Origin of the sequence: Streptomyces brevispora (genome assembly GCF_007829885.1) — a bacterium.
GTDB lineage: Bacteria > Actinomycetota > Actinomycetes > Streptomycetales > Streptomycetaceae > Streptomyces > Streptomyces brevispora.
Window position 1 is genome coordinate 2,273,173 of record NZ_VIWW01000001.1, and the last position, 22,418, is coordinate 2,295,590.

18 protein-coding genes are annotated in these 22,418 nt (G+C 70.8%); 11 read left to right on the top strand and 7 right to left on the bottom strand.

The window, feature by feature from the left end:
* Positions 1-193: 193 nt before the first annotated feature.
* Complete coding sequence (locus FHX80_RS10395; RefSeq protein WP_167523391.1) at positions 194-874, bottom strand: helix-turn-helix domain-containing protein; 681 nt, start codon at positions 872-874, stop codon at positions 194-196.
* A gap of 277 nt (positions 875-1,151) precedes the next feature.
* Here FHX80_RS10395 and FHX80_RS10400 point away from each other — a divergent pair, with 277 nt between their 5' ends.
* Positions 1,152-2,597, top strand: a complete 1,446-nt coding sequence (locus FHX80_RS10400; RefSeq protein ID WP_145763935.1) for an NCS2 family permease — start codon at positions 1,152-1,154, stop codon at positions 2,595-2,597.
* Between the two features lie 86 nt (positions 2,598-2,683).
* On the opposite strand, the gene FHX80_RS10405 is transcribed toward FHX80_RS10400, so the two are convergent.
* A complete protein-coding gene (locus FHX80_RS10405) occupies positions 2,684-4,141 on the bottom strand; it encodes an MFS transporter (protein ID WP_145763936.1) in 1,458 nt (485 codons plus the stop codon).
* A gap of 171 nt (positions 4,142-4,312) precedes the next feature.
* Between FHX80_RS10405 and FHX80_RS10410 the strand changes: the two genes are divergently transcribed.
* Positions 4,313-4,768: a MarR family winged helix-turn-helix transcriptional regulator gene (locus FHX80_RS10410; RefSeq protein WP_145763937.1), complete on the top strand. Its 456-nt coding sequence runs from the start codon at positions 4,313-4,315 to the stop codon at positions 4,766-4,768.
* Positions 4,769-4,984: 216 nt separating this feature from the next.
* Here the strand turns inward: FHX80_RS10410 and FHX80_RS10415 are convergent, their stop codons facing one another.
* From FHX80_RS10415 to FHX80_RS10425, 3 genes are all read right to left on the bottom strand, one after another.
* Positions 4,985-5,878, bottom strand: coding sequence for a coiled-coil domain-containing protein (locus FHX80_RS10415; RefSeq protein WP_208764621.1), 894 nt, complete (start codon positions 5,876-5,878; stop codon positions 4,985-4,987).
* Positions 5,879-6,083: 205 nt separating this feature from the next.
* Entirely contained in the window at positions 6,084-8,552 is a 2,469-nt protein-coding gene (locus tag FHX80_RS10420; RefSeq protein ID WP_145763938.1) for an SUKH-4 family immunity protein, read from the bottom strand.
* A 5-nt stretch (positions 8,553-8,557) separates the two neighbouring features.
* Positions 8,558-9,535: an SMI1/KNR4 family protein gene (locus FHX80_RS10425; RefSeq protein ID WP_145763939.1), complete on the bottom strand. Its 978-nt coding sequence runs from the start codon at positions 9,533-9,535 to the stop codon at positions 8,558-8,560.
* A gap of 310 nt (positions 9,536-9,845) precedes the next feature.
* On the opposite strand from FHX80_RS10425, the gene FHX80_RS10430 reads away from it, so the two are divergent.
* Both FHX80_RS10430 and FHX80_RS10435 read left to right on the top strand, forming a co-directional pair.
* Positions 9,846-10,382 carry a YwqJ-related putative deaminase gene (locus FHX80_RS10430; RefSeq protein WP_145763940.1) on the top strand — a complete coding sequence of 179 codons (537 nt, stop codon included), beginning with the start codon at positions 9,846-9,848 and terminating at the stop codon, positions 10,380-10,382.
* Between the two features lie 10 nt (positions 10,383-10,392).
* On the top strand, positions 10,393-10,926 hold the full coding sequence (locus FHX80_RS10435; protein ID WP_145763941.1) for an SUKH-3 domain-containing protein: 534 nt from the start codon (positions 10,393-10,395) through the stop codon (positions 10,924-10,926).
* Positions 10,927-11,052: 126 nt separating this feature from the next.
* Here FHX80_RS10435 and FHX80_RS10440 read toward each other — a convergent pair whose 3' ends face one another.
* Positions 11,053-12,360, bottom strand: coding sequence for a sensor histidine kinase (locus FHX80_RS10440; protein ID WP_145763942.1), 1,308 nt, complete (start codon positions 12,358-12,360; stop codon positions 11,053-11,055).
* A gap of 709 nt (positions 12,361-13,069) precedes the next feature.
* Here FHX80_RS10440 and glmU point away from each other — a divergent pair.
* The 5 genes from glmU (at position 13,070) to FHX80_RS10465 (ending at position 17,657) form a co-directional block, all read left to right on the top strand.
* Positions 13,070-14,518: a bifunctional UDP-N-acetylglucosamine diphosphorylase/glucosamine-1-phosphate N-acetyltransferase GlmU gene (gene glmU / locus FHX80_RS10445; protein ID WP_145763943.1), complete on the top strand. Its 1,449-nt coding sequence runs from the start codon at positions 13,070-13,072 to the stop codon at positions 14,516-14,518.
* Positions 14,519-14,638: 120 nt separating this feature from the next.
* On the top strand, positions 14,639-15,613 hold the full coding sequence (locus FHX80_RS10450) for a ribose-phosphate diphosphokinase (RefSeq protein ID WP_024490433.1): 975 nt from the start codon (positions 14,639-14,641) through the stop codon (positions 15,611-15,613).
* 186 nt (positions 15,614-15,799) lie between these two features.
* Complete coding sequence (locus FHX80_RS10455; protein ID WP_145763944.1) at positions 15,800-16,387, top strand: 50S ribosomal protein L25/general stress protein Ctc; 588 nt, start codon at positions 15,800-15,802, stop codon at positions 16,385-16,387.
* A 107-nt stretch (positions 16,388-16,494) separates the two neighbouring features.
* Entirely contained in the window at positions 16,495-17,088 is a 594-nt protein-coding gene (gene pth / locus FHX80_RS10460) for an aminoacyl-tRNA hydrolase (RefSeq protein WP_145763945.1), read from the top strand.
* A 98-nt stretch (positions 17,089-17,186) separates the two neighbouring features.
* Complete coding sequence (locus FHX80_RS10465; RefSeq protein ID WP_145763946.1) at positions 17,187-17,657, top strand: hypothetical protein; 471 nt, start codon at positions 17,187-17,189, stop codon at positions 17,655-17,657.
* A 26-nt stretch (positions 17,658-17,683) separates the two neighbouring features.
* On the opposite strand, the gene ppc is transcribed toward FHX80_RS10465, so the two are convergent.
* Positions 17,684-20,413, bottom strand: a complete 2,730-nt coding sequence (ppc, locus tag FHX80_RS10470; protein WP_145763947.1) for a phosphoenolpyruvate carboxylase — start codon at positions 20,411-20,413, stop codon at positions 17,684-17,686.
* A 344-nt stretch (positions 20,414-20,757) separates the two neighbouring features.
* Between ppc and FHX80_RS10475 the strand changes: the two genes are divergently transcribed.
* Positions 20,758-21,732 carry an acyl-CoA desaturase gene (locus FHX80_RS10475; RefSeq protein WP_145763948.1) on the top strand — a complete coding sequence of 325 codons (975 nt, stop codon included), beginning with the start codon at positions 20,758-20,760 and terminating at the stop codon, positions 21,730-21,732.
* Positions 21,729-22,415: a TetR/AcrR family transcriptional regulator gene (locus tag FHX80_RS10480; RefSeq protein ID WP_145763949.1), complete on the top strand. Its 687-nt coding sequence runs from the start codon at positions 21,729-21,731 to the stop codon at positions 22,413-22,415. Before FHX80_RS10475 ends, FHX80_RS10480 begins: the two co-directional genes overlap by 4 nt.
* The last annotated feature ends 3 nt before the right edge of the window (positions 22,416-22,418 follow it).

Here is a 22,418-nt window from a genome sequence, read left to right on the forward strand (position 1 = left end):
GGTCTGATACCTGGGGCGGAGGGGTCTCTCAGGGACTGCACCCAGGGGTCCACGTCGCCGGGTGGAGCGGCACGGCGCTGCGGACGCGGGCGGGGCATCGGCGCCGGGGGCGGCGTCCGGCCGGTCCTGCCCGTCCTCCCGCGCCCGTCGTGGCGCGCGGCAGGCGCCGGGGCGGCGGGCCCCGGTCACCCGGCTACGAGTGGTCCGGCAGCCGGGCCCAGAACCGGTTGACGATGTCGTCGATGTAGCTGCGTCCGTCCTCGCCGGAGGCGGTGGCGCCGCCGGCCCGGCTGAGGGTGGCGGCCATGAGGGCCTGGTACTCGTGCTGCATGGCGTTCAAGGGGTCCCGCAGCTCACGGCGGTCCATGGAGAGGAGCTTCGCGATGGCGCGGACGTGCGCCTGCCAGCGGGTGGAGACGGCTTCGGTGAGGAGTCGGGCGAGTTCGTCCTCGAGCCCGGTGATCGCGATGTAGTCGCGTGGGGGCAGGCCCAGGAGGCTGCCGAGTCTGAGGGACTGCCCTTGGTCACCGGTCCACTGACCGGTTTCCTCCATCGCGTGGTAGGCGGCGATGTTCAGGCCGGTGCCGCGTGCGACGTCCTCGGGGGAGATACCGCGGGCGATGCGGTGTTCGCGCAAGGTACCGGGCCTGCCCATGAGTTCACTGGGGTGACACCACAGGGCGCCGGCCAGGGCGATGAGTTCGTTCGCGCTCGGCAGATGGGTGCCGCGTTCCCATGCGGCGACGTGTTCGGGGGCGATGTAGGACATGTCGAAGGAGGCCCGCATGGCGTAGGCGACGTGACCGGGGGCCATCCCGAGCTTTTCGCGCAGGGCGCGGGCCGCGCGTGCGTTGAAGGGGAGTGGTGGATGCACGCGCAGAGAGTAGGGGGGCTGTCACCGGAAAATCCATGGTCACTGTCGCCTGTCTCACGGTTTGGCGCGATAGGTCGCCGGTGATTCCGTAGGAACCGACAGAGGACTATTGGAATCGTCAACTACCCCTCAAGGCAGTGCGGTTGCCAACCAGATCCCTCCGCGTATGATCCGCTCGCAAGGTGCCCTCCGCACGTTTGCGCGAATGCCTGTCACCCGCTTCAGGCGGCACCCGGTCACACCCTTCTATTTCACTGCAGGCCCAGGAGAAACAGTCATGCACCCCAGTGAGACCAGCGCGACCGACGTGCCGCCCACCGGATCCGGCAGCCCTCTCGACCGGTTCTTCCGCATCAGCGAACGCGGATCGACCTACGGACGGGAGATACGCGGCGGGTTCGCCACCTTCTTCACCATGGCGTACATCCTCGTGCTCAACCCGATCATCCTCGGCGGCGCCGAGGACAAGTTCGGCAAGCAGCTGGACAGCGTCCAACTGGTCACCGCCACAGCCCTGGTGGCCGCGGTGATGACGTTGATCATGGGTGTGGGCGGCAATCTTCCGCTCGCCCTGGCCGCAGGCCTGGGCATCAACGCCGTCGTCGCCTTCCAGGTCGCCCCCATGATGGGCTGGGACGACGCGATGGGCCTCATCGTGCTCGAAGGTCTGCTGATCTGCGTCCTGGTGATGACAGGCCTGCGCGAGGCGATCATGCACGCCATCCCGCAACCCCTCAAGCAGGCCATCAGCGTCGGCATCGGCCTGTTCATCGCCTTCATCGGCTTCGTGGACTCCGGGTTCGTCACCCGCATCCCGGACGCCGCGAACTCCACCGTGCCCGTTCAGCTCGGCACCGGCACGCTCACCGGCTGGCCCATGTTCGTCTTCTGCTTTGGCGTGCTCATGACAATAGTGCTCCTCGCCCGCAAGGTGAAGGGCGCCATTCTCATCAGCATCGTCCTGATGACCGTCCTCGCCGTCGTCATCAACGAGTTCGCCGACATCAAGTCCTGGGGCCTGACCTCGCCCGCGCTGCCCGACAAGCCCGTCGCCGCACCCGACTTCGGACTGCTGGGCAAGTTCGACCTGTTCGGCTCGTTCGGACAGGTCAGCGTCCTGACCGTCGTCCTGCTCGTCTTCACCCTCGTCCTGTCCGACTTCTTCGACACGATGGGCACCGTCGTCGGTGTCACCGCCGAAGCCGGACTCCTCGACGAGCAGGGCCAGGTGCCCGGTCTGGGCCGCGTCCTGCTCATCGACGGCGTGGCCGCCGTCGCCGGTGGCGCCTCCTCCTCGTCGTCGGCCACCACCTACATCGAATCCGCCGCCGGGGTCGGCGAGGGCGCCCGCACCGGTTTCGCCAACCTCATCACCGGCGGCCTGTTCGCGCTCGCGCTCTTCCTCACGCCCGTGCTGACCATCGTGCCCCTCCAGGCCGCGTCCCCCGCGCTCGTCGTGGTCGGGTTCCTGATGATGACCCAGGTCAAGCACATCGACTGGGACCGCTACGAAGTCGCCATCCCGGCCTTCCTCACCATCGTCGTGATGCCGTTCACCTACTCCATCACCAACGGCATCGGGGCCGGCTTCGTCGCCTACGTGATCATCAAGGCGTGCCTGGGCAAGGCCCGCGAAGTCCACTGGCTGCTCTGGGGCACCACGGCGCTCTTCTTCGTCTACTTCGTCATCGACCCTCTGGAGCAGGTCCTCGGCCTCAAGTAGCCACGGGGCAAACGCGACCGGGGTGGCCTCGTCCGCACTCGACGAGACCACCCCGGGGGCTGCGCGCACAGGGACGCGCGCCGGGATCAGCTCCTGGCCGCGGCCACCTCCGGCGAGGCGGCCTCGTCGGCCTTCTCACCGGTGGCGGCGGACCCGCGAACGGCCGGGATGAACGCCGCGATCACCACCGCGACGACGGCGACACCGCAACCGAACAACAGGCCGGTACGGAACCCGGCCTCGGAGGTGAGGGTGAAGCCACCCGCCTCCGTGGTCATCTGCGAGAGGACCGCGCCGATCACGGCGGCGCCGATCGAGGTGCCGAGCGCGCGCATCAGGGTGTTGAACCCGTTGGCGGCGGCCGTCTCGGACGCCGGGACCGCGCTCATGATCAGGGCGGGCATCGCCCCGTAGGCGAGGCCGACACCGCTGCTGCTGACCATGAGGAACAGCATCAGGCCCCAGGCGGAGCCCATCAGGACAACGCCCAGTCCGTAGGCCGCGGCGATGACCAGCACACCGCAGATCAGCGTGAACTTCGGGCCGCGGGCGTCGGTGAGCTTCCCGCCGAACGGGGAGACCAGCATCATCATGATGCCGCCGGGGGCCATCCACAGACCCGCCGCGAGCATGGACTGGCCCAGGCCGTAGCCGGTGGCCTCGGGGAACTGCAGCAGCTGCGGCGCGATCAGCATCCCGGCGTACATGCCGAAGCCGACGAAGAGCGACGCGATGTTGGTGATGAGCACCCGCGGGCGGGCCGTGGTGCGCAGGTCGACCAGCGGGTCCTTGGTCCGCAGTTCCCAGAACCCCCAGCCGATGAGCACCACGACGGCGGCGACGAACAGTCCGAGCGTCGTCGTGGAGGTCCAGCCCCACTCGGCGCCCTTGGAGACGGCGAGGAGCAGGCAGACCAGACCGACGGCCAGGCCGAGGGCGCCGGGCACGTCGAAACGCTGCCCCTTGGCGCCGGCCGGGACGTCCGGGATCAGGAACCAGATCAGCGCGGAGATGGCGAGGGCCAGCACGGCGGAGCCCCAGAACAGCACCCGCCAGCTCGCGTACTGGGCGACCGCCGAGGCGATCGGCAGGCCGAGGGCGCCGCCGATGCCGAGCGAGGCGCTGACCAGGGCGATGGAGGAGCTCAGCTTCTCCTTCGGCACCACGTCACGCAGCAGAGCGATGCCGAGCGGCACCATGCCCATGCCCATCCCCTGCAGACCGCGCCCGATGATCATGGGGACGACGGTGGACGCGAGGGCGCACACCACGGAACCGACGAACAGCGGCACCGCGCACACGAGCAGCATCCGGCGCTTGCCCAGCAGGTCACCCAGCCGTCCCGATACCGGCACGCACACCGCAGAGACCAGCAGGGTGACGGTGATCACCCAAGTGGCGTTGGAGGAAGTCGTGTTGAGGAGCTGCGGCAGCTCCGCGATGAGCGGGGTGACCAGGGTCTGCATGACCGCCGCCACGGTGCCGGCGAAGGCGAGCGTGGCGACCACACCGCCCGTTCTGGCTGACGGATGGGGGGCATCCATGAAGAGGAACTCCTTGGGGTCGTTGTCTCGTCCGCCGAATAGCGATGTGCATCGTACACGCCGAATGTGTCGTACACACCACATGGCTTGTGCACGCTGCATGAGAGCATGAGCCGGCGTTCAAGACCCCACGTGCAACCGATCCCGGCGCAGGAGCAGGAGGCCGCAGACATGGCCAGGCCCACGGACGAAGTGGAGTACGAGCAGATGCTGCTCGCGCGACACGATCTCGCGCACCACCGGGGCGGGCGGCACAAGTACGCCCTCATGGAGCGGAGCGCCTACATCCTGCTGAGTCGCATCCGGATCCAGGGGCCCATGTCCAACGGCGAACTGAGCGAGGCCTTCGGTCTCGACGCCTCCACCCTCAACCGCCAGACAGCCGCGGTGACACGAGCCGGACTGGCCGAACGCATCCCGGATCCCGGGGGCGGCATGGCCCGTAAATTCCGCATCACCGACAAGGGCGCCAAGCTCCTCGACCAAGAGCGCGAACGCGTCGTGCGCTCCCTCGACCAGATCATGAACGACTGGCCGGACGAGGACATCGCCGCCTTCGCCGGTTACCTCAAGCGCTTCAACAGCGGCATCGAGCACCTGTCCAAGCGCCCCTGGCCGCGCCCCTGACCCCGCGCGACCGACCGCGCCCCTGACCCCGCGCGACCGACCGCGCCCCTGCCCCCGGCCGGCCCACCACAAGCACGCATCCCGGGCCCCGGGCCCGCCCCCGCGCAACCGACCGCGACGCCCGCACTCCCGACCGCGACGCCCGCTCGGCCCCCCGGTCCCCATCAGCCTCCGGTTCCCCTCGCTCCCCCGGTCCCCCTCAGCCCCTGATCCTCCTCAGTCCTCCGCAGTCCCGGCCCGGCCGGTGAGCGCCGCCAGCGAATTACGGACATGCGCCATGTGCGCCTGTACCTCCTCGCGGCCCTCCTCGTGCTCGCGGAGAATCCGCTCCGTCTCCCGCGCCACCCGCTCCTCGCGCACCCGGGCGGCCGCGATCAGCTCCGCGCCCCGTGCCTCGGCGTCCTCCTGGCCGTGCCGCGCGGCCTCCGCCGTCTCGGCCAGTGCCCGGCGTGCCTCGGCCAGTACGGCCTCCGCCCGCCCGGTGAGCTCCGTGAGCTCCGCGGACTGCGCCGACTCCGCGTCCGCGAGCCCCCGCTCGGCGCTCTTCCACCGCTCGGCGTGCTCCTGCTTCTGGTGCGCCAGCACGCTCGCCGTACGACTGCGGGTCGCCTCCAGCGCGGCGTCCGCCTCCTCGCGGGTCGCCGACGCCTCCAACCGGGCCGCGGTCAGCGCCTCGCCGGCCGACCCCTCGGCCTCGGTCAGCAGTTGCTCGGCCCGGGCCGACGCGGCCGCCCGCATCGCCTCCGCGTCCGCACGGGCCGACTCGCGCAACGCCCGCGCCGCCTCGTCCACCGCGTCCCGCACGGACTGCGCATCCTCCAGCGCGGCACCCCGCACGGACTCCGCCTCCCCCTGGGCGAGCGCCAGGATCTCCTGCGCCCGCTCCCCCAGCGACGCGTAGTCCTGCGGCGCCAGCACGGCGACGGCCTCGTCCAGCCGCGCCGACTCCGCGATCAGCTCCTCCAACCGCGCCGTCAGCCGCGCCACCTGCTCCTGGGCCTCGTCCCGCTCGGCGGACAGCGCGGCCACCGCGCGGTCCACCTGCTCCGGACGGTAGCCACGTCCGCGCACCCCGACGAAGCCGTGCGCGGACACCGGTGCAGAACTCATCCTTGACGCCTCTTTCCGACTCTCCGACCCGATCCGACCATCGAGCAATACGTCAAGGATGCGGCAATTGGCTGAGAAGTCGGAATCCTTTCGATGCTTTCCGGACGGAAGCGACGGGCGTCACAGACGGCAAAGGCGTGGCGCCCCACCCCCCAGCAGGGGACGGGGCGCCACGCCCAATGAAGTGCTACGACGGGCCGAACGATCAGATCAGGCCGTCCCACATCTGCTCCAGCAGCACCGACCACCAGCTCTCCGGCGACGCGAGCGACGCCGGGTCCAGTGCGACGAGCTGGGCCTGGAAGTCGACCGTCCAGCGGCCGGCCTGCTCCGGGTTGAGCCCGTACCGAAGCCGCCACATCCGGCCCAGCAGGGCCATCGAACGGGTGAACTCCGGCAGCCCGGTGTTCACGAACTGCGGCGGCACCGGCTGCCCGCCGGGACCCGCCTCCACCGGCACGGCCACGATGTTCGCCGTCCCGTACTGGACACAGATCGCCCGGCCGAAGTCCGAACCCATCACGAGGTACGACCCCGCGTCGGGCGCGGGCTGCACCTGGCGCTGCACGGCCAGCTCGGCCAGCGTCGGCACCACCGGCTGCCCCGGCTGCGCCCAGAAGAACGGCCCGAAGTCGGCCGGCAGCCCCGCCCACACCAGGGTCCGCGCCACGACATCCGGCACCCCCTGCCGGGAGACCGCGCGCTGGTCGAAGCGCAGAATGCCCTGCGGACCGAAGGTCTGCAGCAGCTCCTCCGCCATGGCCTCCGGCGGCACCGGCATCGCGGGCGGTATCTGGGGCAGCGGCGCCCGCACCGGCGCCGGACGCGCCGGACCGTCCGCGACCTGGTGCAGCTCGCCCTGGTGGGTGAGCAGATGCTGCATGCCCTGCTGCCGGCTCGCGTGATCGGTGCCGTACGGGGCGACGCTGGTGATCCGCACCTGCGGCCAGGTCTCCCGGATCATCCGGGCACAGTAACCACCCGGCAGCTCGCAGGACTCCAGCTCCGTGTGCAGCTCGATGACCTGCTGCGGCGGCACGTTCATGGCCCGCAGCTCGTGCAGCATCTGCCACTCCGGGTGCGGGGTCCCGGGCGCCGAACGGCGGATCAGCCGCTGCTCGCTGCCATCGGGTCCGCGGTAGCGCAGCACGGCCTGGTAGCCGGGGCCGACGGTCGGCTGACCGGCGGGCGCCTGCGGATACCCGTACGCCGGCGGCGGTACGGCGCCGGGGGCGCCGCCCATCGGCGCACCGGGCGGACCCGGCGGCTGCGGCGCGGACGGGCCCATCCGGGCCGGACCGGCGAGCACCGTCGCGGCATGGTGCACACCGCCACCGGGGGGCGGCGTGGCACCGGGAGGGCCAGGCGGCTGCGGGGCCGGCGGCCCCATCTGGCCGGGACCCGCGAGCATCGTCGCCGCGTGATGCGCACCGCCACCGGGGGGCGGCGTGGAACCGGGAGGGCCGGGCGGGCCGGGAGGCTGCGGGGCACCCGGGAAACCGGGAGGGCCAGGAGGACCGGGCGGCTGCGGAGCCGGCGGGCCGACCTGTCCGGGGGGCGCGAACATCGTGGCCGCCTGGTGCACGTCGCCACCGGGCGAGGGCGGACCGGGCGGCATCGGCGCACCCGGCGGGCCGGGCGGCCGGGGTGCGCCGGGCGGGCCCGGGTGCGGGGCGAGCTGCGTCGGCATGTACCCGCCCGCCGGGGCGCCGGGCGCACCCGGTCCCGAGGGCGGCGGCACCGGCGCACCCGGAATGCCGGGGGCACCGGGCGGCGGCGGAGTCGTCGAGCCCCCTCCGCGCGCGCCCCGCGGCGAGACGGGGGCCTTGCTGGTGGCCTCCTGCGAGATGTCCCCGGAACCTGACCCGCCGGGGCGGCCGGGGGCACCGGGCGCACCGGGCGCACCCGGAACCGGAGCCCCCGGACCCTGCGGGTCGAAACCGGGCACGATCGCCGTCCGGGGCAACTGGCTGCCCCCGGACATCAGCGCGGTCGGTGCATCGGCCGACACCACCCTGGGCGGCGCGCCCTCGTCGTCCGCACCCGAGAGCGGCGGCGCGAACACCGTGGCCGGCATCCCCACCCCCTCGGCGTCGGAGTCGGCGTTGGTATCGGTCCCCGCCCACGGCGTGGCCCCGACCGGCGGCTGCGGCGCGGACGCCGGAACCCCCTCGTACGCGGTGGGCTCGTAGGCGCCCGGCCCGTCCGGCCGGGGAGCAGAAGAAACGGGAGAAGGGGGAGCAGGGGCGGCGGGCGTCCGCGGCGGCACCGGCTCCCCGGCGCGTTCCGCCCGCCGGTCCGGAATACCCAGCTTGTCCGCCGCCTCCTGGAGCCACTCCGGCGGGCTCAACAGGAACGACGTCTGATTCAGATCGATGCGCTGCGGCGGCTCCGGGGCAGCCTGCGCCACATCCGGAGCGCTGTACTCCTCCTCGTACCGCCGGATCACCTCACCGACCGGCAGCCCCGGCCACAACGTCGCCTCACCGCTGTCCCGGGCGATCACCAGCCGCTGTCGGCCACCGTCCGAGACCGGACCCTCGGCCCGGTCCTCGGCCCACACCACAAAACCCAGCTCGAACTCACGTACCCGCACCTCGCGGTGCTGATACGCCGCAACGTCACCGTTGACCCACTCGTCCGCGCGCTCCTGCGCCTGCGCAAAGGTCACCATCGCGCTCACCCCTCCACCGGGACCGCGCGCGCGAAGCCGCCGTCCACCATCAGGTTCGCCACCGTCTCCAGCTCCGGCGGATTACCCGCGAGACGCTGCAGAAAGGCATCGAAATCCGCACCGCACGGCAACAGCAGCCGGTCCACCCGCTCCTGGACACTCCAGCCGTCCCGGTCCCGCGCGTCGTCGTACGCGCAGAACCAGACCGAACCGATGGCCTGGCCCCGGACCTTCACCGCGAGGATGCCGCCCTGGACGAAACCGACCCCCAGGTAGTCCTTGGTCAGATGGTCCCGCAGGCACTTGTTGACGTACACCAGGTCGTTCACGGCGGCTTCCTCGCGCACCGTGAAGAACGGCTGGTCGACCAGGAGACCCAGCTCCGCGTCGAGCGCCGCACCGACCGGGGCCGAACCGCCGGCCGCCTTCAGGAACGAACGGTACGCACCGGGCAGCCGGTAACCGAGGTCCTCCTCGACGCCCTGGACCTGCTGCTCGCTCACCGCCACGGCCCCCTTCGGGAGCCGGAAGTGCGCGGGCCGCGTCTCCTGGAGCGGGCGCGTTCCCCGCTTGTCCTGGTCCACCGCGGTCGTCGCCAGCCCGCCGTGATGCCGCAACAGCGCCTTCACCTCGACCGGAACCAGCTCCATCCGCCGGCCGCCCGGCACGTGGTGCCAGGTCCAGCCGTGCGGGGTGGCCACCGCCGGAATCGTGTCCCACAGCTCATGGCCGGTGGCCGCCAGTGCCGCGTTCGCCGACACGTAGTCCGTGAGCCGCAGTTCATCGACGCCGAAGCCCTGCGGGGGCTCGGCGATCTCGGCGGCGGCGCGCGCGTACGGCGCGAACTCCGGACAGCCGTTCCCGTCCATGCGCACACCTCTGGGGTGGCGGGACGCCCGGACCGGATCCGGGAAGTGCACGAGCTGCCCGGCGTAGGCCCCGTTCGGTGGCGCGGCTTGCTGCCCGAGCCGGCCTGTCGTCATGGCGGTTGCCCCCTGCTGCGTCTGACTGACTGATGAGGACCGACCTGCCCATGGGGGGCGGTCCCGGCACAGCCTATGCGGTGCCGCAAGACCGGGCCCCGCCCATCCGGCCCCCCGGCCACTTCCGTCACGAACCGTCACAACGCTGGTCCGGATGAGCGACGGCGAGGCCGCTCCCGCGCGACACGCACACACATTTCCCTGACCCAGCTTTCACACGACCCGACACATTTGGCAGGCTGTCACCCGCATACACGGGGGCGTGCACATTCCACAGCGGCCGCTGCGGGCACGGGAGGGACACAGCACCATGCACACCGCACACTCTGCACACACCGTCACATCCGGGGACCCACGACTCAGCTGGAGCAGCACCGAAACCAGTCACGCACCCCGACTGACCCACCGCCGCGACGGCATCCTGCCCGCGGTGGCCGCAGCGCTGTCCGTACGCGGCGAGACGCTCACCTGCACCGCGGGCAAGGGCGACCAGCCACCCGTACTGCACCACCTCGTCCAGGACTTCCTCGACACCCTCACCAGCGGCCAGCGGGAACGCTTCACCGGCCGCTGCCCCGAAGCGATACTGCTCTCCAGGCACCTCACCGCCACCGAGACCGGCCGCTCCAAGCGGGCCCAGCGCAAGCCCCTCACCAACGGCGAGGCCCGCCGCGCGCTCAAGCACGCCCGGCTCACCGCACGCCGCATCCGCGAGGACGGCGACCCCCTGCACGGCAGCTACGCACCGCCCTGCCGCTCCTGCTCGGTGATGCTCGCCCACTTCGGCGTACGTCCCGTCGACCTCACCACGACCGGAGCGGCGACCACCACCGCCGAGAAGGGCTGAACGCGCCCCCATGGCCGACCGAAACGACCTCCCCGAACAGGCGGGCCCGGCGAACCACGACCGCCACGCCGCCACCCGCTTCCCCGCCGCCGTCGACGCCGCCCTGCGCACCGCCGGCTGGCAGCCCGGCCGCTGGGACATCCGCCAGGCCGAGGAGTGGGCCGACGCGCTGCGCCTGCACGCGTCGCCGGCCGGCCACCAGCACGCCGTCTTCCCGGCAGCCGTGGAGGCCTGGGCCGAATTCGGCGGCCTGCACATCACCGCGGCCGCGCCCGGCCGCCAGATCGCACCGGCGGCGGTACGGATCGACCCCCTGCGCGGACTGCACCTGGCCCGGACCCTGGCGGACCTCGGGCGCGCCCTGGAGACCGAGGTCGCGCCGCTGGGCGATGAAGGGGACGGGCACGCGGTGCTCGCGATCGACATCGAGGGGCGGGTCTACAGCGTCGACCACACGGGTGACTGGTACCTGGGTCCGGACATCGACAAGGCCCTGTCCACCCTGGTCACGGGAACCCAGCCGGACCGCCTGACCTCGGCCTGAGCCCGCCTCGGGCCCGTCCGTCCACGGGCCGAGCCCGCCTCGGGCTGAGCCAACCTCGGCCCCGTCCATCCTCGGGCCCGTCCGTCCACGATCGCCGGACGGGCCGGAGAGCGCCCGGACGCGCTCTCAGGCTCCGGCCCCGCCGGCGTCCGGCAGGACCGCCGACACCCGGAAGCCGCCCGCGTCCGTCGGGCCGGAGACGAAGACCCCGCCCAGACCCAGCACCCGCTCCCGCATGCCCACCAGACCGTTGCCCCCACTGGGCAACCCCGCATCCGCCGTGCCCGAGTCCGAGGGGCCGTTCTCCACCTGCATGGCGACCTCCGCCCCCCGGTGCGCCAGCCGCACCCACGTCTTCGCACCGGCCGCGTGCTTGTGCACGTTCGTCAGGGCCTCCTGCACGACCCGGTACGCCGTCTGCTCGACCTCGGGCGGGTACGGACGCGTCTCGCCCTCCACCGAGAGCTCCACCGTCATCCCCGCCGCCCGCGACTCCCCGACCAGCGTCTCCACCTCGTGCAGCCGGGGCCCGTCCTCCGGCGCGGCCGCGGCCACCCGGCCGACGGAGGCGAGCGGCACCTTGGTCACCCGGGCCGCCATCGGCTCGCCCGTGCGCAGCACCCCGAGCATCTCGCGCAACTCGGTCAGCGCCTGCCGCCCCATGTCACCGACCAGCGCCGCGTTGCGCACCGCCTTCGCCGGGTCCTTGGGCGCGACCGCCTGGAGCGCCGCGGCGTGGACCACCATCAGGCTCACCCGGTGGGCGACCACGTCGTGCATCTCCCGGGCGATCCGGGTCCGCTCCTCCGTGCGCGCCCACTCGGCCCGCTCCTCGGCCCGGTCCGCGAGCAGCGACAGCTCCCGCTCCAGCGAGTCAGCCCGCTCCCGCAGGCTCTCCATCAGCCGGCGCCGGGCCCCTATGTAGAGGCCGAACAGCACCGGCGGCGCGGCGAGCCCCACCGCCATGAAGAGGGACAGCATCGGGACGTACCAGTCGCCGGGCCCGAAGTCGGCACTGGCCGACACGCCTTGCCGCAGCCGTACGTACGTGACGATGAACGTGCCCACCAGGGACATGCTCATCAGCACCACGGTGATCCGCCGCGGCACGTCGGACGCGGCCAGCGTGTACAGGCCGACCAGGCCCATCAGGAAGCCCATCTCGGCCGGTGTCGTCGCGACGGACACCAGCACCACGGCGATCGGCCACCGCCGGCGCACCAGCAGCACGGCCCCGGCGAAGAACCCGAACACCACCCCCAGAGGCACCGGCAGCCCGGTGTCCCCGGCGAATTCCACCCCTTCCAACCCGCACTCCAGCGCCGAGAACAGCGCCAGTCCGACATCCAGTGCGACGCTCCGTCGCCGTTCCCACCACCAGTAGCCGCGGGTGGTCGGTCCCGCCGCTTCCCGGTCTTCCCCCGTTGCGGTCATGGCATCCAGCGTACGGGCGGGCGCACCTCATTTTCGGGTGACCTGAACAGCACGTCGCTCGTTCGAACGGAGACGAAACGATCGGCGATCGCCCAAAATGGCGAATCGACCGCCCATTCGACCCATGCGTCCGTATTTCGGATATCGCTTGCCCCATGACACACATCACCAGCGAGTACGCCGACCTCGAGGGCCTTCGGGAGCGGGTCATCGCACCGCGCCGCGAGGGGCTGAGCGTCCGGCAGATCCGGGACCGCCCGCCTTCACGAGACGGCCGATGTGACGGACGCCGAGGATTTCCGGGCGGATGCGACGGGAGCACCGCGCACCGGCTTCATGGGGACGACCCTCGAAAAGCGCACCCCGAGGACCAACCGCAAGAACACGGGCGACACCTGTCACGGCCGCCTCGTCATCCGCGCGGTCAAGAGTGCGGAGCTCCATCGTCGCGGGAAAGGGGCTTGGTACGGCATAGTGTTGAGTGCCGATCCGGCGAACCGGAACAATGTCCGGTTCAGTCGGAATCATTCCCCCATGGTGTAATCAGGCAGCACTGCAAGTTTTGGTCTTGTATGTCCAGGTTCAAATCCTGGTGGGGGAGCAAGACATACGGGCCCCGACCGAACCGGTCGGGGCCCGCACTCATGTCCGGCCCGGCGCCCCCCGGTATCCTGCGGATGTCCATCACCCGAAGCCGAAGGGCATATCCGTGAGCTCCGAACGCCCGGCAGCCGTCGTCGTCCTCGCAGCGGGTGAGGGCACCCGCATGAAGTCGAAGACCCCCAAGGTTCTGCACGAGATCTCCGGGCGCTCGCTCGTCGGACATGTCGTCGCGGCCTCCCGCGAGCTGGAGCCCCAGCACCTCGTCGTGGTCGTCGGCCATGCGAGCGAGCAGGTCACCGCCCACCTCACCGCCGCGGACGCCCAGGTGCGCACCGCCTACCAGGCCGAGCAGAAGGGCACCGGGAACGCGGTGCGCGTCGCGCTCGACGAGCTGGGCGGGACCGTCGCGGGCACCGTGATCGTGGTCTGCGGGGACACCCCGCTGCTGTCCGGCGAGACGCTCACCGCGCTCGCCGCCACCCACACCGCCGACGGCAACGCGGTCACCGTGCTGAGCGCCGAGGTCCCCGACTCGACCGGCTACGGCCGGATCGTCCGCGACCCGGCGACCGGTGCGGTCACCGAGATCGTCGAGCACAAGGACGCCACCGACGCGCAGCGCGCGATCCGGGAGATCAACTCCGGGGTGTTCGCGTTCGACGGGCAGCTGCTCGCCGATGCGCTGGGCAAGGTCCGTACGGACAACAGCCAGGGCGAGGAGTACCTCACCGACGTGCTGTCCATCCTGCGCGAGGCGGGGCACCGGGTCGGCGCCTCGGTCGCCGGGGACCACCGGGAGATCCTCGGGATCAACAACCGGGTGCAGCTCGCCGAGGCCCGCCGGCTGCTGAACCAGCGGCTGTTGGAGCGGGCGATGACGGCCGGTGTGACCGTGGTGGACCCGGCGTCGACGCTGATCGATGTCACCGTGACGTACGAGCGGGACGCGATCGTGCACCCGGGCACCCAACTGCTGGGTACGACACACCTCGCGGAGGACGCCGAGGTGGGGCCGAACTCCCGGCTGACGGACACGGTCGTGCACACGGGCGCCCGGGTGGACAACACCGTCTCGGACGGGGCGGAGGTGGGTCCGGGCGCGCTGGTCGGTCCGTACGCCTATCTGCGGCCGGGTACGCGGCTGGGCGCGAAGGCCAAGGCCGGTGCGTACGTGGAGATGAAGAACGCGACGATCGGCGAGGGCACGAAGGTCCCCCACCTGTCCTACGTCGGTGACGCGACGATCGGCGATCACACCAACATCGGTGCGGCGAGCGTCTTCGTGAACTACGACGGCGTGGCCAAGCACCACACGACGATCGGCTCGCACTGCCGTACCGGGTCGGACAATATGTTTGTGGCTCCCGTCACGGTCGGGGACGGTGTCTACACCGCGGCCGGGTCGGTCATCACCAAGGACGTGCCGTCCGGTTCGCTGGCCGTGGCCCGTGGCCAGCAAAGGAATATCGAGGGCTGGGTGGCCCGCAAGCGTCCGGGCAGCGCGGCCGCGCAGGCGGCTCAGGTCGCGGCGGAGGACGCCGGCGGCGAAAGCTGACCGGAATCAGGCGCGTCGTGCACGGCGTACCGTGATAGATGCTCACCCCATTTCGGCTGGCTCGTTGCACATCGGGACATCTGCGTGCAGCGCCAGGAACACGTCTGAGGAGACTGTGCTGTGACCGGGATCAAGACGACCGGCGAGAAGAAACTGATGTTCTTCTCCGGCCGCGCCCACCCCGAGCTGGCCGAGGAGGTTGCACACCAGCTGGGTGTCGGCCTCGTGCCGACGAAGGCCTTCGATTTCGCCAACGGTGAGATCTACGTCCGCTTCCAGGAGTCCGCCCGCGGCGCCGACTGCTTCCTGATCCAGAGCCACACGGCTCCGATCAACAAGTGGATCATGGAGCAGCTGATCATGCTGGACGCGCTGAAGCGCGCGTCGGCCCGTTCGATCACGGTGATCGTGCCGTTCTACGGCTACGCCCGCCAGGACAAGAAGCACCGCGGCCGCGAGCCGATCTCGGCCCGTCTGATCGCGGACCTGATGAAGACGGCGGGTGCGGACCGCATCCTCACCGTCGACCTGCACACCGACCAGATCCAGGGCTTCTTCGACGGCCCGGTCGACCACCTCTTCGCGCTGCCGATCCTGGCCGACTACGTCGGTGCGAAGGTCGACCGTTCGAAGCTGACGATCGTCTCGCCGGACGCGGGCCGGGTCCGGGTCGCCGACCGCTGGTGCGACCGGCTGGACGCCCCGCTGGCGATCGTGCACAAGCGCCGCGACAAGGACGTGCCGAACCAGGTCAGCGTGCACGAGGTCGTGGGCAACGTCGAGGGCCGGGTCTGTGTCCTGGTCGACGACATGATCGACACGGGCGGCACGATCTGCGCCGCCGCCGACGCCCTGTTCGCGCACGGTGCGGAGGACGTCATAGTGACGGCGACGCACGGTGTCCTCTCGGGTCCGGCCGCCGACCGGCTGAAGAACTCGAAGGTCAGCGAGTTCGTGTTCACGGACACCCTGCCGACCCCGGGCGAGCTGGAGCTCGACAAGATCACGGTGCTCTCGATCGCGCCGACGATCGCCCGCGCGGTGCGCGAGGTCTTCGAGGACGGTTCGGTCACGAGCCTCTTCGAGGAGCAGTAGGCGAAAAGTCGCCACAGAAGATCCACTTGGGGTGCGGCCTCCCCGCCGGGTAGACTCAGCGAGTTGCTCGGCGAGGGAGGCCGTACTCATAGGTACGGCGGTCCGTTATCGACGCGCTCTTCGTAGCAGGCCTGTCGTGGGCCGGGTGACCAATCGGAGTTTTGTCACCTTACGAGGAGTGCAGTCATGGCCGAGATCAAGCTCAACGCCGAGGTCCGTACCGAGTTCGGCAAGGGCGCTGCCCGCCGTTCCCGTCGCGCCAACCTCGTTCCCGCCGTCATCTACGGCCACGGCGCCGAGTCGGTTCACATCTCGCTGCCGGCCCACCAGCTTCAGCTCGCGCTCCGTACCGCCAACGTCCTGATCGGTCTGGAGATCGACGGCAAGGACGTGCTGGTCATCCCGAAGGCCGTGCAGCGCAACGCCCTCAAGGGCAACATCGAGCACGTCGACCTGCTGACCGTGAAGCGCGGCGAGAAGGTCAACGTCGAGGTCGCGGTGCACGTCGAGGGCGAGCTGGCCCCGGGCGGCAACCTGCTCGAGTACGTGATGAACACCCTGCTGGTCGAGGCCGAGGCCACCCACATCCCCAACTCCGTCACGGTCTCCATCGCGGGCCTGGACGCCGGTGCGTCCATCCTCGCCAAGGACATCCCGATGCCGTCCGGTTCCGTGCTGGCCGAGGCCGACCCGGACGCGGTCGTCCTCGCGGTCGTCGCCGCGCAGTCCGAGGAGCCGTCCGCCGAGGGCGACGCCGAGGGCTCCGAGGCCTGAGCCTCACCCCACCTGCTTGACTGACGGGGCGGCGGTCTCCCTCCGGGGGATCCGCCGCCCCGTTTTCCCTGTCCGTGACCCGCCCGTACCCGAGGAGACCCAGCGCGATGTCCGACGCCACCGACCCCTGGCTGATCGTGGGCCTGGGCAATCCCGGTCCCGAGTACGCGGCGAACCGGCACAACGTCGGCTTCATGGTCGCCGATCTGCTCGCGGAGCGGATCGGCGGGAAGTTCAAGCGGGCGTCGAAGGCCCAGGCGCAGGTGCTGGAGGGCCGGATCGGTCCGCCCGGGCCGCTGAGCCGTCGGGTGGTGCTGGCGAAGCCGATGTCGTACATGAACCTGTCCGGCGGTCCGGTGACGGCGTTGCGTGATTTCTACAAGGTGCCGCTCGATCACGTCGTGGCGGTCCATGACGAGTTGGACATCGACTACGGGACGCTGCGGCTGAAGCTGGGCGGCGGCGACAACGGTCACAACGGGCTGAAGTCGATGACGAAGTCGATAGGGCCGGGCTACCACCGGATCCGGTTCGGGATCGGGCGCCCGCCGGGCCGGATGCAGGTGGCCGACTTCGTGCTGAAGGACTTCTCGTCCACGGAGCGCAAGGAGCTCGGGTTCCTGGTGGACCGGGCGGCGGATTCGGTGGAGTGCCTGTTGGCGGAGGGTCTGGAGCGCGCGCAGAGCGCGTACAACTCCTGAGTCCCGGCGTGCCCGAATCCCGACATACCTGCCGGTAATCCTGCTGTTTTCGGCCACAGCTTGACCGGATGCGGGGCGCTGACAAAGGATCGGCCCCCATGAAGCGCAGTTCCTCCCAACGTGCCCTGCACTACGGCCGCGCCGCCGCGCTCGGCTGTGTCGTCCTGCTGTTGCTGGCGGCGGGCGTGATGACCTCGTGGGACTCGGCGCACCACATCGTGCTGGCCAAGGGCCGTGAGCACGGAACGATGACGGTCACCGGGTGCGGCAGCGAGGTGTGCACGGGACCGTACGCGCCGTCGGACGGCGGTGCCGGGCGGTCCCGGGTGTCGGTCGAGAGTTCCGTGGCGGCGAAGAAGGGTGACCGTTTCCCCGTCGTCGTGAAGCCGGGCACCTTCGAGGTCGTGCGGACCGGGACGCCGGGGTTCCTGCACGCGTGGGCGCCGCTCGGCGGGGCGCTGCTCCTGGCCGCGCTGGTGATCGGCGGCGGTCTGCGGCTGCCCCGGACCGCGTGGGGCACCGGGATCGCGGGTGCGGTCCTGCTGGCGGCGACGTTCTTCGCCCTGTGACGGGACCGCACCCGCTACGGCGTTGATCAGCCGGTGTTGCGCAGTCCGGCCGCGACACCGTTGACGGTGAGCAGCAGGGCGCGGGCGAGCAGCGGGTCGGCTTCCTCGCCGCGTTCGGCCGCCTGGCGCTGGCGGGCCAGCAGTGACACCTGGAGGTAGGAGATCGGGTCCAGGTAGGCGTCACGGATGGCGAAGGTCTGCTGGAGCACCGGGCTGGTGCCGAGCAGTTCGGCGTTGCCGGTGATCTTGAGGACTTCCTTCACCGTCAGCGCGTGCTCGGCCTCGATGGCGTCGAAGACGTGCTTGAGCTCGTCGGGGACGAGGGTGTCGACGTAGTGCCGGGCGATGCGCAGGTCGGTCTTGGCCAGGGTCATCTCGACGTTCGAGAGGAAGTTCTGGAAGAAGTGCCACTGCTCGTGCATCTCTTCCAGGACGGTGTCCAGACCGGCCTCGCGCAGTGCCTTGAGGCCGGAGCCGACGCCGTACCAGCCGGGCACGATCTGCCGGGACTGGGTCCAGCCGAAGACCCACGGGATGGCGCGCAGGCCGTCGAGTGAGACGCCCGAGCCGGGGCGGCGGGAGGGCCGCGAGCCCAGGTGCAGGTCGGCGAGCTGGTCCACCGGGGTGGAGGCGAGGAAGTACGTCGGCAGGTCGGGGTCCTCGACGAGCTTGCGGTACGCGGCGTGGGCGGCGTCGGAGACGGTGTCCATGGCCGCGTCCCAGCGGGCCAGGGCCTCGTCGGACTGGCGGGGTGCGGTGTGCAGCGCGGAGGCCTGGAGGGTGGCCGCGACGGTCAGTTCCAGGTTCTCGCGGGCGAGCGCGGGGATGAGGTACTTGTCGGAGATGACCTCGCCCTGCTCGGTCACCTTGATCTCGCCCTCGAGCGTGCCCCAGGGCTGCGCGAGGATCGCGTCGTGCGAGGGGCCGCCGCCGCGGCCGACGGTGCCGCCGCGGCCGTGGAAGAGGCGCAGTCGTACGCCGTAGCGGTGGGCGACGTCGCGGAGCCGGCGCTGGGCGCGGTGGATCTCCCACTGGGAGGTGGTGATGCCGCCGAACTTGGAGGAGTCGGAGTATCCGAGCATGACCTCCTGGACGTCGCCGCGGAGCGAGACGAGCCGGCGGTAGGAGGGGTCGGCGAGCATCTCGTCGAGGATGACGTCGGCTGCCTTGAGCTCGTCGGTGGTCTCCAGGAGCGGGACGATGCCGATCTTGGCCCAGCCGCCGTGCAGGTCGAGGAGGCCTGCCTCGCGGGCGAGGACGGCGGCGGCGAAGACGTCGTCGGCGCCCTGGCACATCGAGATGATGTAGGACTCGATGACCTCGGGGCCGAAGCGTTCGAAGGCTTCCTTGATGGTGTGGAAGACGCCGAGGGTCTTCTCGCCCGCGGCGTCCAGCGGGGCCGGGGTGGGGGCGAGCGGGCGGCGGGAGCGGAGCTCCTTGGCGAGGAGCTTCTGCCGGTAGTCGCGCGGCATGTCGGCGTAGCGCCAGGACTCCTCGCCGAGCCGGTCGAAGAGCTGGCCGAGCGTGTGGTGGTGGGCGTCGGCGTGTTCGCGGACGTCCATGGTGGCGAGCTGGAGGCCGAACGCGGCAAGGGTGCGGATGGTGCGGTCCATCCGGCCGTCGGCGACGATGCCGCCGCGGTGCTCGCGCAGTGAGGTCTGGATGAGGGTCAGGTCGGCGATGAGCTCGGCGGTGCCGAGGTAGTCGCAGCCGGGGCGGTGCGGGGTGCCGGAGGCGAGGCGCTCGCGGGTGTTGACGAGCTTCTGCCGGATGCAGGTGGCCTTGAGGCGGTAAGGCTCCTCGGCGTTCAGCCGCTTGTAGCGGGGGCTGATCTCGGGGAGGCGTTCCAGGTCGGCCTGGAGGGAGGTGAGGAGCTCGTCGGTGGCTCCGGTGTAGCGGATCGAGTTGGAGAGGAGTCCGCGCAGCTGGTCGACGAGTTCGAGGGCGTCGGTGATGCCGTGCTCGTGCTGGAGGATCAGCACGTCCCAGGTGACGGCGGGCGTCACGTTGGGGTTGCCGTCGCGGTCGCCGCCGATCCAGGTGCCGAAGGTGAGGGGGCGGGTGCCGGCGGGCAGCTCGACGCCGACGCGCTCCAGTTCGGCGGCCAGGTCCTCCAGGACGTCGCCCACCGCGTTGGCGTGGAGTTCGTCGAGGTAGTAGATGGCGTTGCGGGCCTCGTCGGCGGGTTCCGGGCGGACGACGCGGAGTTCGTCGGTCTGCCAGATGAGGTCGATGTTCTCGGCGAGCCGGATGTCCTGGCGGCGCCGGTCGGCCTCGATGACGGGGGTTTCCAGGAGCGCGGCGATGCGGCGGAGCTTGTTGAGCACGGAGCGCCGTGCGGCCTCGGTCGGGTGCGCGGTGAAGACGGGCCGTACGTTCAGGTTCTTGACGGTGGCCCGCAGGTGCTCCGGGTCCGCGTCCTTGAGCCGGTCGGCGGTGCGGGCGAGGAGCCCGCCCTCGGCGGCACGCCGGTCGCGCATCTCGTGGGCGCGGTGGACCTGCTCGGTGACGTTGGCGAGGTGGAAGTAGGTGGAGAAGGCGCGCACGAGCTGTGCGGCGGTCTCCAGGTCCGTGTCGCCGAGGAGTTCGGCGGCTGCCTCGCCGTCGGTGCGGGTCAGGGCGCGGACCCGTTCGACGAGGTCGAGGAGCTCCTGGCCCTCCTGACGTACGAGGGTCTCGCCCAGCAGGTCGCCGAGGCGGCGGATGTCGGCGCGCAGCTCGGGGCTGGCGGCAGGGGTCTGGTCGGCACTGCTCACAGTGTGCGGCTCCTTGCAGTGGTAGAGCACGGGATCCGGGGCCCACGGCTGACAGCGGGTGCCACGCCACCCCCGGGAAAGCAGAGTGCGGACCGCGCTGTCCGACCTCTCCAGGATAGGTGTCCGTGCTTTCGGTGCTGTTCGCGCCCCGAAAGGTGTCCGCTGTTCATGGTGGGTACGTCCGGGGTACGCGTTCTGTCCCCTACCCCGTATGACGCCACTCTGTGCCCGGTCGGCCGCTCCCTCTTGTGGCGGGGCTCCGCGCTGCCATACTTACGACGCCGTAGGTTACGGATGCGTAGCCCGGGCTTTCCGTAGCGTTCTCACCCCACAGGGGACTCCCCATGAAGACCAGTCCTGATGTGATCGAGGCCGCCCCGGCGGCCGACGGTCCTCCCTCCGCCACGCTCGGCGGGGACAACAAGCGGTCGATCGAGCAGTTCGCGCTTCTGCTGTTCATCGTCGTGCCGTTCCTGGCCCTGGTCGCGGCGGTGCCGCTGGCCTGGGGCCGTGGTGTCAGCTGGCTCGATCTGGGTCTGCTGGTGGCGATGTACTTCATCGGCTGCCACGGCATCACGATCGGCTTCCATCGCTACTTCACCCATGGCTCGTTCAAGGCGAAGCGTCCGCTCCGTATCGCCCTGGCCGTGGCCGGTTCGCTCGCCGTGGAGGGTCCGGTGGTGCGCTGGGTGGCCGATCACCGCAAGCACCACCGCTTCTCGGACGTCGAGGGCGACCCGCACTCGCCGTGGCGTTTCGGTGAGACGCTGCCGGCCCTGATGAAGGGGCTGTGGTGGGCGCACATCGCCTGGATGTTCGATGAGGAGCAGACGCCGCAGCAGAAGTACGCCCCCGATCTGATCAGGGATCCGGCGATCCGCGGGATCTCGCGCCACTTCCTCTCGTTCACGATCCTGTCGCTGTCCATCCCGCCGCTGGTCGGCGGTCTGGTCACGATGTCGTGGTGGGGTGCGGCGACGGCGTTCTTCTGGGGCTCCCTGGTCCGGGTGGCGCTGCTGCACCATGTGACCTGGTCGATCAACTCCATCTGCCATGCGGTCGGCAAGCGGCCGTTCAAGTCCCGCGACAGGTCCGGGAACGTGTGGTGGCTGGCGATCCTTTCGTGCGGTGAGTCGTGGCACAACCTGCATCACGCGGACCCGACGAGTGCGCGGCACGGTGTGATGAGGGGGCAGATCGATTCGAGTGCCCGGCTGATCCGCTGGTTCGAGAAGTTGGGGTGGGCGACCGATGTGCGCTGGCCCGACGCCGCGCGTATCGAGTCCCGGCGCCACTCGGCGGAGGCCGACGCGGCATGATTGGTGATGTGGCGACCGACGGAAGCACAGGCAGCGAGAACACCCGTCCACCCTCCACCCGGCGGGCCCGACGGGTGCGGATGACCGGCAAGGAACGCCGCGAGCAACTGCTGGACATCGGTCGCACCCTCTTCGCCGACAAGGGTTACGAGGGCACTTCGGTGGAGGAGATCGCGGCGCGCGCCGGGGTCTCCAAGCCGGTTGTCTACGAGCACTTCGGCGGCAAGGAGGGTTTGTACGCCGTGGTGGTGGACCGGGAGATGCGCCAGCTCCTGGACATGGTGACCAGTGCGCTGACCGCCGGTCACCCGCGTGAGCTGCTGGAGCAGGCGGCGTTCGCGCTGCTGGACTACATCGAGACGTACACGGACGGTTTCCGCATCCTGGTGCGTGATTCGCCGGTCGCGCAGTCGACCGGCACCTTCGCCTCGCTCATCAGCGACATCGCCACCCAGGTGGAGGACATCCTGGGCCTGGAGTTCAAGGCCCGGGGCTTCGATCCGAAGCTGGCTCCGCTGTACGCGCAGGCGCTGGTCGGCATGGTGGCGCTGACGGGGCAGTGGTGGATGAACGCCCGGAAGCCGAAGAAGGCCGAGGTCGCGGCGCATCTGGTGAACCTGGCGTGGCACGGCCTGGAGAACCTGGAGTCGAAGCCGCGGCTGATCGGCCACCGCAAGAACTGAGCG

Bases quoted from the DNA above. Each gene is read 5' to 3' on its own strand.
- FHX80_RS10425 (WP_145763939.1), bottom strand. From the start codon at position 9,535: ATGACGACAGGCCGGCTCGGGCAGCAAGCCGCGCCACCGAACGGGGCC.
- FHX80_RS10435 (WP_145763941.1), top strand. From the start codon at position 10,393: ATGGCCGACCGAAACGACCTCCCCGAACAGGCGGGCCCGGCGAACCAC.
- FHX80_RS10440 (WP_145763942.1), bottom strand. From the start codon at position 12,360: ATGACCGCAACGGGGGAAGACCGGGAAGCGGCGGGACCGACCACCCGC.
- FHX80_RS10415 (WP_208764621.1), bottom strand. From the start codon at position 5,878: ATGAGTTCTGCACCGGTGTCCGCGCACGGCTTCGTCGGGGTGCGCGGA.
- FHX80_RS10455 (WP_145763944.1), top strand. From the start codon at position 15,800: ATGGCCGAGATCAAGCTCAACGCCGAGGTCCGTACCGAGTTCGGCAAG.
- FHX80_RS10480 (WP_145763949.1), top strand. From the start codon at position 21,729: ATGATTGGTGATGTGGCGACCGACGGAAGCACAGGCAGCGAGAACACC.
- FHX80_RS10405 (WP_145763936.1), bottom strand. From the start codon at position 4,141: ATGGATGCCCCCCATCCGTCAGCCAGAACGGGCGGTGTGGTCGCCACG.
- FHX80_RS10430 (WP_145763940.1), top strand. From the start codon at position 9,846: ATGCACACCGCACACTCTGCACACACCGTCACATCCGGGGACCCACGA.
- FHX80_RS10400 (WP_145763935.1), top strand. From the start codon at position 1,152: ATGCACCCCAGTGAGACCAGCGCGACCGACGTGCCGCCCACCGGATCC.
- pth (WP_145763945.1), top strand. From the start codon at position 16,495: ATGTCCGACGCCACCGACCCCTGGCTGATCGTGGGCCTGGGCAATCCC.
- FHX80_RS10475 (WP_145763948.1), top strand. From the start codon at position 20,758: ATGAAGACCAGTCCTGATGTGATCGAGGCCGCCCCGGCGGCCGACGGT.
- FHX80_RS10410 (WP_145763937.1), top strand. From the start codon at position 4,313: ATGGCCAGGCCCACGGACGAAGTGGAGTACGAGCAGATGCTGCTCGCG.
- FHX80_RS10465 (WP_145763946.1), top strand. From the start codon at position 17,187: ATGAAGCGCAGTTCCTCCCAACGTGCCCTGCACTACGGCCGCGCCGCC.
- FHX80_RS10420 (WP_145763938.1), bottom strand. From the start codon at position 8,552: ATGGTGACCTTTGCGCAGGCGCAGGAGCGCGCGGACGAGTGGGTCAAC.